This is a genomic window from Limnohabitans sp. (genome assembly GCF_044361645.1).
Lineage (GTDB): Bacteria > Pseudomonadota > Gammaproteobacteria > Burkholderiales > Burkholderiaceae_C > Limnohabitans_A.
Genome location: NZ_JBIKIL010000205.1, coordinates 1 through 3,381 on the forward strand (window position 1 = coordinate 1; position 3,381 = coordinate 3,381).

Consider the following 3,381-nt stretch of genomic DNA (forward strand, 5'->3'; position numbering starts at 1 on the left):
GGTTGGGGTGCTCTTGTGCAAGGGATCAAAAGTTTGTCTCAGCATGGCCTTCATGCTATCAGCAGGGTTCAAGTGTGATGTTGCGCCTCGGTCAGGACGCAACTGGTAATCACTTTTACACTTTGAAACAAATTATTTTTAGTGTTTTAAATTGGAAAATATAATTCAAAATCGTTCAATTACGTAATAACGGAAAAACGATTATGTGCAAAAGCCATTTGCAGGAAGTCAGCGAAAAAACAAAAACAGTCTTGCCCTATTTACGCCGCAACGTGGGCGTGCTCTGCGTCATGTCGGGCCTGTTTGCGGGAAATGCTGTTTGGGCCTTGGACGCGCCCAAAGGGCCTGTGGTTTTGCAGGTGTCTGGCCTGATTGAGGCACACAACCAGGGCAAAGTGGCGGCCTTGGACATGCGGGCTTTGCAGGCTTTACCGCAAAAAAGCTTCACCACACAGACCCCCTGGGAACAAAAGCCCGTCTCATTCAGCGGCCCCTTGCTGCGCGATGTGCTGCAACTGGTCAAGGCCAAAGGTCAGCACATTCGGGCGGTGGCGCTCAACGACTACCGCGTGAAGCTGCCCGTGTCCGATGCACGAGAGCACGACGTGGTGGTGGCCGTGCAAATGAATGGCCAAGCGATCCCGGTCCGAACCAAGGGCCCCTTGTTCATTGTTTATCCCTTTGATGCCAAAAAAGAACTCCAGCACAAAACCTACTACGAGCGCTCCATTTGGCAACTCAAGGCCATTGAGGTGGAGTGATGCAAACGCTCGATGCCACGCCTGATTCAGAAGGGTCGCAACACCTGACGCCGTCACGGTTCATCTGGGGCTTGGCCTTGGTGGCGGTTCTTGTGATTTCGGCTTTGGTGGTGGCCACCACCGTGCAATGGCGTCAGGCCCAAGCCCTGGAGGCTGCTGCACGGTTGCAGGAAGATTCGCTCACGGCCATCACCACCAATTTGGAGCGCGAGTTGTGGCGCTTTGATGCGGCCATGACGCGTGTAGACCTTGGCCAAGCAGACATGAAGCAGCCTGACTTGGCCAGAGAGCGGTCTTTGCGTTTTGACATTTTGGTCAGCCGTATCGATTTGTTGCTCAACAGCCCCATTGTTGCTCGGCTACACCATCGTGAGGAATACACCGTATTGGCTCCCCGCTTGTTGAACTGGGTGGCCAGGACCGCCCCACTGGTGGACAGGCAAGACTGGGCATCGACAGCGTGGCCCAAACTCATGAAAGAGTTACAGCAGCTGGGCCCCGAGGTTCAGGCGCTGAACTCGGCTTCGGACAAGGTCATGGGAGAGTGGATTCAAAATCAAGTGGCCACCGTGCGCAAGCAAAGTCAGTGGATCGCATGGCTCACCGTGGCGCAAATCCTGGGTTTGGTCATGGGCGCGGTGGGCTTGTATATCCACGAGCGCCAACAAAAACAGTCCCAAAGGGCGCAGCAACGCTTGCATGCGCAGTTGATGCAAGCCAAGGAACAAGCCGAAAGTGCGAACCAGGGCAAAAGTCGTTTCTTGGCGAACATGAGCCACGAGTTGCGCACGCCATTTAATGGCATTTTGGGCATGCTCGGCTTGCTGGAAAAAACGCAGAATGGTTCAGAGCAAGCCGATCTGATCCAGACCGCCAAAAGCAGCGCTTCGCATTTGTTGGCCGTCCTCAACGATGTTTTGGAGGTCTCGGCGCTGGAAGTCGGCAAAATTCAGATCCATCCAGAGCCCATAGACATGGGCGACTTTTTGCAAGAAGTGCACCGATTCATGCGGGTACAAGCGCAGACCAAAAGCTTGCGACTGCATCTGACGGGCGACCTCCACAAGCCCTGTCTTGTGATGGTTGATCCACTGCGTTTGCGGCAAATTTTGTTCAATGTGGTGGGAAATGCCATCAAGTACACCGAACAGGGGCAGGTCGACATCCGTGTTCGCCGCACGTCGAGTTTCGAGGGGGTGCACTGGCAGATTGACATCGCCGACACCGGCATCGGCATGAGTGAGGCCACGCAGCAGGGCTTGTTTGAGCGCTTTCACTGGGGCGATGCGTCTCTCACGCGCAAGCAATCGGGATCGGGCTTGGGCCTGGAGATCTCCAGATCCTTGGCCCGCCTGATGGGCGGTGAGTTGAGTGCAAGCAGCCAACCGGGTCAAGGCTCGGTGTTCACTTTGCGCATCAAAACCCCATGGTCGGCTTTGTCGGCGCTTTCGGCCCCAGCCAGCGGAGCAGGAACCCCTCGGCCCCCTGACCCGATCGACCCCGCTTCGCCCAGCGAACCCTTGCATGTTTTGGTGGCGGAAGACCACCCGGTCAATCGCAAGGTGGTGGGCCTGTTGCTGCAAAGCATGGGGCATCAGGTCAGCTTTGCAGAAGACGGCCAGCAAGCCCTCACGCATGCCAGCCAGACCGATTTTGATCTGGTGCTGATGGACATTCACATGCCCGTGATGGACGGCCTGACCAGCGCCCGCCACATTCGTGCCTTGCCGGGTGCACGGGGGCAGGTGCCCATTGTGGCGCTCACGGCCGATGTGATGAACGATGCCGCTGAGCAGGCGAAGGCTGCGGGCATGAATGCATTTTTATCCAAACCCTTGCAAAAAACACAGCTGCAGGACGTCATGCCGCACAAGCGGCGGCAGGCTTGAGGCGCGAGAGGGCGAACATCAATGCCTGCATCTCGGGGCTGACTACAATGAATTGATCTTTGGTCTCTAATTTGGAGTCTGCAACGTCCATGACGCACCCGCTCCCCGCATCGCCTGCGACTTTCAAAATTCCGGAGTCGGTGCTGGTGGTCATTCACACGCCCGAGCATGATGTCTTGCTGATCCGCCGTGCCGACTGGGGCACTTGGCAATCGGTCACGGGCAGCAAAGACCACCCCGAAGAAACTTGGCAGGAGACGGCCATCCGCGAGGTGCAGGAAGAAACCGGCATCGACGCCCGGCACCCGAGCTGCCACTTGCAAGACTGGCAACTTGAGAACGTGTACGACATTTACCCCGCCTGGCGCTCGCGTTATGCGCCCGATGTGAGCCGCAACACCGAGCGGGTGTTTGGTCTGTGTGTGCCCCAACGCATGCCCGTGATGCTCAGCCCCCGCGAGCACACCGAAGCGCAATGGCTGCCCTGGCAAGCTGCCGCTGACCAGTGCTTTTCCCCGTCCAACGCCGAAGCCATTTTGATGCTGCCGCGATTTGTACCGGCCAACCCGCGATGAAGCCCGAGCGCCACGAACACCCGGTCATTCGGGTGGCCACGTACAACATCCACAAAGGTGTGCAAGGGCTGGGTCCGGCGCGGCGCCTGGAGATCCACAACCTGGGTCATGCGGTGGAGCAGCTTGACGCCGACATCGTTTGTCTGCAAGAGGTGC

Annotated in this window: 4 protein-coding genes; all 4 read left to right on the forward strand. The window is 57.3% G+C overall.

The window, feature by feature from the left end:
* Positions 1–203: 203 nt before the first annotated feature.
* On the forward strand, positions 204–761 hold the full coding sequence (locus ACIQ39_RS19010; RefSeq protein WP_396436147.1) for a molybdopterin-dependent oxidoreductase: 558 nt from the start codon (positions 204–206) through the stop codon (positions 759–761).
* Entirely contained in the window at positions 761–2,650 is a 1,890-nt protein-coding gene (locus tag ACIQ39_RS19015) for an ATP-binding protein (protein ID WP_396436148.1), read from the forward strand. Before ACIQ39_RS19010 ends, ACIQ39_RS19015 begins: the two co-directional genes overlap by 1 nt.
* 89 nt (positions 2,651–2,739) lie before the next feature.
* Complete coding sequence (gene nudB, locus ACIQ39_RS19020; RefSeq protein WP_396436149.1) at positions 2,740–3,225, forward strand: dihydroneopterin triphosphate diphosphatase; 486 nt, start codon at positions 2,740–2,742, stop codon at positions 3,223–3,225.
* Positions 3,222–3,381: endonuclease/exonuclease/phosphatase family protein (locus tag ACIQ39_RS19025; protein ID WP_396436150.1), on the forward strand; the 160-nt coding region annotated here is incomplete at its 3' end. The genes nudB and ACIQ39_RS19025, both read left to right, overlap by 4 nt.